Source organism: Sphaerobacter sp., from assembly GCF_019683595.1.
Lineage (GTDB): Bacteria > Chloroflexota > Chloroflexia > Thermomicrobiales > Thermomicrobiaceae > Sphaerobacter.
Genome location: NZ_JADGHZ010000224.1, coordinates 1 through 5,040, shown reverse-complemented (window position 1 = coordinate 5,040; position 5,040 = coordinate 1). Strand labels below are relative to the sequence as shown.

6 protein-coding genes are annotated in these 5,040 nt (G+C 70.2%); 5 read left to right on the top strand and 1 reads right to left on the bottom strand.

Annotation, left to right across the window (positions count from 1 at the left end):
• Nucleotides 1-622, top strand: a 622-nt coding sequence (locus tag IRZ30_RS15580) for a response regulator transcription factor (protein ID WP_294086463.1), incomplete at its 5' end; no start/stop codon positions are given.
• Nucleotides 623-735: 113 nt separating this feature from the next.
• Here IRZ30_RS15580 and IRZ30_RS15575 read toward each other — a convergent pair.
• On the bottom strand, nucleotides 736-1,491 hold the full coding sequence (locus tag IRZ30_RS15575) for a creatininase family protein (protein WP_294086461.1): 756 nt from the start codon (nucleotides 1,489-1,491) through the stop codon (nucleotides 736-738).
• Nucleotides 1,492-1,848: 357 nt separating this feature from the next.
• Here IRZ30_RS15575 and IRZ30_RS15570 point away from each other — a divergent pair, with 357 nt between their 5' ends.
• From IRZ30_RS15570 to IRZ30_RS15555, 4 genes are all read left to right on the top strand, one after another.
• The gene (locus tag IRZ30_RS15570; protein ID WP_294086459.1) at nucleotides 1,849-2,793 is read left to right on the top strand and encodes a zinc ABC transporter substrate-binding protein; all 945 of its coding nucleotides are present in this window, start codon (nucleotides 1,849-1,851) and stop codon (nucleotides 2,791-2,793) included.
• A gap of 148 nt (nucleotides 2,794-2,941) precedes the next feature.
• Complete coding sequence (locus IRZ30_RS15565; RefSeq protein WP_294086457.1) at nucleotides 2,942-3,736, top strand: metal ABC transporter ATP-binding protein; 795 nt, start codon at nucleotides 2,942-2,944, stop codon at nucleotides 3,734-3,736.
• Between the two features lie 7 nt (nucleotides 3,737-3,743).
• The gene (locus tag IRZ30_RS15560) at nucleotides 3,744-4,658 is read left to right on the top strand and encodes an iron chelate uptake ABC transporter family permease subunit (RefSeq protein ID WP_294086455.1); all 915 of its coding nucleotides are present in this window, start codon (nucleotides 3,744-3,746) and stop codon (nucleotides 4,656-4,658) included.
• Nucleotides 4,655-5,040: metal ABC transporter permease (locus IRZ30_RS15555; protein WP_294086452.1), on the top strand; the 386-nt coding region annotated here is incomplete at its 3' end. The genes IRZ30_RS15560 and IRZ30_RS15555, both read left to right, overlap by 4 nt.

The window sequence follows — 5,040 nt, the reverse complement described above, 5'->3', positions numbered from 1 at the left end:
GCGGCGCGTGCTCCTCGTCGACGATCACGCGCTCTACCGCCGCGGGTTGTGCCGCCTCCTCGCGGAGCGTGGCACCTACACCGTCGTCGGGGAGGCAGCGAGCGCGTACGAGGCTCTGGCGCAGATGGACCTGCACCGACCAGACCTGGTGCTGCTCGACCTCCATCTGCCGGGTGTCACCGGCGTGCAACTCACGACCGTGCTGAAGCGGCGCCGCAACGCGCCGCGGGTTGTCATGCTCGCCAGGAGCGCCGACGAGGGGAACGTCCGCGCCGCGCGCACGGCCGGCGCGGACGCCTACATCACCAAGAGGAGCACCAACAAGGAACTGCTGGCGACGCTTGACCGGGTCTGCGCTCAGCCACGGGCTGCGCCGGCCCGGGACGCGGCGGCCCTCCCCCTCTCCACGCGAGAGGTCGAGATCCTCGACTGCATGGTGCGGGGACTGTCGAACCGGGAGATCGCCGAGGCGCTCTTCATCTCAGAGCAGACGGTCAAGAACCACATGAGCCGCCTGTTCCACAAGCTCCACGTGCGCGACCGGCTGCAAGCCGTGCTCTTCGCCATCCAGCACGGCTGGGTCAACCCCGGCCGACCGGCCGACCGCCACCCAGCGGCGTAGTGCGTGTTGCGTGTTGCGTATTGCGTAGGGGGCGTCCGGCCCTCTGGCGACTCCGTCCTGGTGCTGCCAGGGACGAGGGAGCCTCCGCCTAGCCACGCACGACACACTACGCCCTACATCCGCTCGCGGAAGTACGCCGCCAGCATGTCGGCCAGGGCCGCGATGTAGCGCTCGCCCCGGGCGGCGTCGGCCGGGCGGGCATCGCCCAGGATGCCGTTCGCGGTCAGGGCGGTCATGCCGCGCTCGAAGATCAGTTGGGCGGCGGCCGCATCGAACGTGCCGACGAAGCCCTCGGCTGCCTGGCTCATGTCCACCAGGTCCGGCCGGGCCGCCAGGACCATCGAGGTCTCGGCCTCACCCGCGTGCGCGCCCGCCACCTGCGGCGTGATGCCGTCCTTCGCTGCCGTCTCCTCCATCGGCTTCATGAACGCCATCAGGTCGGTGTAGGGCAGGTAGCGTGCGCCACCGATCTGCCCGCCGGTCTCCTCCTCCAGCTCCCGCAGCGGGGCGAAGTTGCCGCCGTGGCTCGGGATCACGATGACGGTCGTGAACCCGTGGTGCGCCATGCTCGCCACGTAGTGCCGCACCACCGCCTTGAAGGTAGCCGTGTCGAGCGTGATCGTGCCGGGGAAGGCCATGTGGTGCTCCGAGACGCCGAACGGGATGGTCGGGCCGACCAGGACATTGCCGAGCCGTTCCGCCACCGCCTCGGCCAGAACCGTGCCGAGCAGCGTGTCGGTCTGAAACGGCAACTGCGGGCCGTGCTGCTCCATCGACCCGGCCGCCGCCACTACCGTGCGCACCCCGGAGTCCAGGAGCGCCCGGACGTCGGGCCAGTGCAGATCCGCCAGCCGCTTGATCTCCGCCATGCTGATCCTCTCCTTTGCCTCACGCTCAGCATGTCGCCCCGCATCTTGTCGTCCCGAGCAGAGTGACGGATCTCGGTTGGGTTGATCGCTCCGATAGGAGATCCTTCGCTTCGCTCAGGATGACAGGATGCGCAGAGCAATAGTGCACATGCTGTGGCTGACTGCTCACAGCGCCATTCGCGCCCAGCCGGCATTCTCGCACAGCGCCGGAGCCGGAGCACCGGCCGGGTCGCCAGTCGACGATTTTAGACATGACTAAGATTGACAGGGAAGAATGGCTAAATTAGACTGGTGATCGTGTGAAACAGGGGGCGCCGCGACATGTCCGGCGCCGGAGTAGGGAGGCAACGAGACCGGATGACGCATCGCCGCTGGCTGGCACTGGCTCTGATCGCCGCCCTCCTCCTCAGCGGGTGCGGCCGCGTCGCGAGCGGAGCCGCGCAGGTGAATGTCACGGGGCGGCAGGTGCGCGCCGTCGCCACTACCGGCATGATCGCCGACGTGGTCGAGCAGGTCGGGGGCGAGCGGGTTTCGGTCGTCGGGCTGATGGGTCCCGGGGTGGACCCGCACCTCTACAAGGCCAGCGAGGGGGATGTGATCCGCCTGGCCGAGGCCGACATCGTCTTCTACAACGGCCTGCATCTGGAGGCCAAGATGGCCGAGGTGTTCGAGCGGATGCAGGGCCGCACCCGCACCGTCGCGGTCACCGACGGCATCCCCCGCGACCGGCTCCTCGCCCCGCCCGCCTTCGCCGGGGCCTACGACCCCCACGTCTGGTTCGACGCCTCCCTCTGGATGCACACGGTCGAGGCTGTGCGCGACGCGCTGATCGACCTCGATCCCGGCAGCGCCGAGATCTACCGCGCCAACGCCGACCGCTACCTGGCGGACCTGGCCGACCTGCACGCCTACGTCACGGTCCAGGCCGAGCGCATCCCGCCGCAGCAGCGGGTCTTGATCACCGCGCACGACGCCTTCAACTACTTCGGCCGGGCCTACGGGTTCGAAGTTCGCGGCCTGCAGGGCATCAGCACCGCCACAGAGGCCGGCACCGCCGACGTCCAGGAGCTGGCGGACTTCATCGTCGAGCGCCGCATCCGGGCCATGTTCGTCGAGTCCTCCGTCTCACCGCGCGCCATCGAGGCGGTGCAGGCGGCGGTCCGCGCCCGCGGCTTCGAGGTGGCGGTCGGCGGGCAGCTCTACTCCGACGCCATGGGCAGCCCCGGCACACCCGCCGGCACCTACATCGGCATGGTCCGGCACAACATCGACACCATCGTCGCGGCGCTGGAGGGGGAATGATGCGCGGCGATCGCGGCCCTCACCCCCTGACCTCCTCTCCCAACGTTGGGAGAGGAGGAATGAGACGACGAGACACTCCCCTCTCCCAGGGTTGGGAGAGGGGCCGGTGGTGAGGGCCGCGATCGCCCGACGGAAAGGACCCACATCGATGCTCGCGACCGCTACCGCCACCGCCCACCCGATCACCGTCCGCGACCTGACCGTCGCCTACCACGATCGCGCCGTCCTCTGGGACGTGGACCTTGACGTCCCCCGCGGCGTGCTGATGGCGATCGTCGGACCGAACGGCGCCGGCAAGACGACGCTGATCAAGGCCATCCTCGGGCTGGTGCCGGTCGTCGCCGGACAGGTGCGCATCGAGGGCAAGCCGCTGGCGGAGGTGCGCCGCCGGGTCGCCTACGTGCCCCAGCGCGGCAGCGTCGACTGGGACTTCCCGACCAGCGTCCTCGACGTCGTGATGATGGGCCGCTACGGCGCGCTCGGCTGGATCCGCCGGCCCGGCCACCGGGAGCGGCAGGCCGCGCTCGACGCCCTGGAGCAGGTGGGCATGCGCGACTTTGCCGGCCGGCAGATCAGCCAGCTCTCCGGCGGCCAGCAGCAGCGCGTCTTCCTGGCCCGCGCCTTGGTGCAGGACGCCGCCATCTACCTGATGGACGAGCCCTTCCAGGGCGTCGACGCCACCACCGAGCGGACCATCGTCGGGCTGCTGCGCGACCTGCGCTCGGCCGGCAAGACGGTCGTCGTCGTGCACCACGACCTCCAGACCGTGCCGGAGTACTTCGACTGGGTGACGCTGCTCAACGTGCGCAAGATCGCCAGCGGCCCGGTCGAGGAGGTCTTCACCCCCGAGCTACTGCGGCGCACCTACGGCGGCCACATCGCCTTCCTGGGCCAGCCCGACCAGGACGGCACGGTCGCGGCCGTGGCGGGCGGGGAGGAGTAGCGCGCCGATGCCGGACCTGCTCCACGACCTGTTCTTCGACTACACCCTGCGCACCGTCGCGCTCGGCGCCGCCATCCTCGGCATCGTCAGCGGCACCCTCGGCTCCTACGCCGTGCTCCGGCGCCAGAGCCTTCTGGGCGATGCCATCTCCCACGCCGCGCTCCCCGGCATCGCCCTCGCCTTCCTCCTGACCGGGAGCAAGGCGCCGCTGGTGCTCGTTCTCGGCGCCGCCGTGGCCGGGTGGCTCGGCACCCTGCTCGTCATGGGCGCCGTGCGCACCACCCGCGTCAAGTTCGACAGCGCCCTCGGCATCATCCTCTCGGTCTTCTTCGGCATCGGCCTGGTGCTGCTGACCTTCATCCAGAAGCGGGAAGACGCGACCCAGGCGGGACTCGACAAGTTCCTCTTCGGCCAGGCCGCGACGATCCTGGCCCAGGACGTCGTCACTATGGCCGCGCTCGGCGGGGTGGCCCTGCTCCTCATGCTCCTCTTCTGGAAGGAACTGAAGCTCCTGAGCTTCGACCCCGAGTTCGGCAGCACGCTGGGCTTCCCGATCCGCGCGCTCGACATCCTCCTGACCACCCTGCTGGTCATCGCTATCGTGGTCGGCCTGCAGATGGTCGGCGTGGTGCTGATGAGCGCGCTGGTGGTCGCCCCGGCCGTCGCGGCGCGGCAGTGGACCGACCGGCTGGGGCTGATGATCGCCCTCGCCGGCGGCTTCGGCGCGCTGGCGGGCGTCAGCGGCGCGGTCATCAGCAGCACCGCCGCCCGGCTTCCGACCGGCCCGCTCATCGTCCTCTGCGCCAGCGCCCTGGTGCTGATCTCCCTCTGCTTCGCACCCAACCGGGGCATCGTGTGGAACGCGCTGCGCCAGCGGCGCAACCGGCGGCGCCTGCACGTGGAGGGGGAGGTGATCCCATGAGCGCGCCGCAGATCGAGATCCAGCTCATCGCCGTCGTCGTCGCGGCGGCCTGCGCCCTGCCCGGCACCTTCCTGGTGCTGCGCCGCATGGCGCTCATGAGCGACGCCATCAGCCACGCCATCCTGATCGGCATCGTCCTCGCCTTCTTCATCACCGAGGACCTGGCGTCGCCGCTCCTGATCGTCGGCGCCACCCTGACCGGCGTCGTGACCGTGAGCCTGGTCGAACTGCTGAACCGCACCGGCCGGGTGCGGGAGGACGCCGCGATCGGCCTGGTCTTCCCGGTGCTCTTCAGCGCCGCGGTGCTGCTGATCGCCCGCTACGCCGGCAACGTCCACCTCGACACCGACGCCGTCCTCCTCGGCGAACTGGCCTTCGCCCC

Bases quoted from the DNA above. Each gene is read 5' to 3' on its own strand.
- IRZ30_RS15570 (WP_294086459.1), top strand. From the start codon at position 1,849: ATGACGCATCGCCGCTGGCTGGCACTGGCTCTGATCGCCGCCCTCCTC.
- IRZ30_RS15560 (WP_294086455.1), top strand. From the start codon at position 3,744: ATGCCGGACCTGCTCCACGACCTGTTCTTCGACTACACCCTGCGCACC.
- IRZ30_RS15575 (WP_294086461.1), bottom strand. From the start codon at position 1,491: ATGGCGGAGATCAAGCGGCTGGCGGATCTGCACTGGCCCGACGTCCGG.
- IRZ30_RS15565 (WP_294086457.1), top strand. From the start codon at position 2,942: ATGCTCGCGACCGCTACCGCCACCGCCCACCCGATCACCGTCCGCGAC.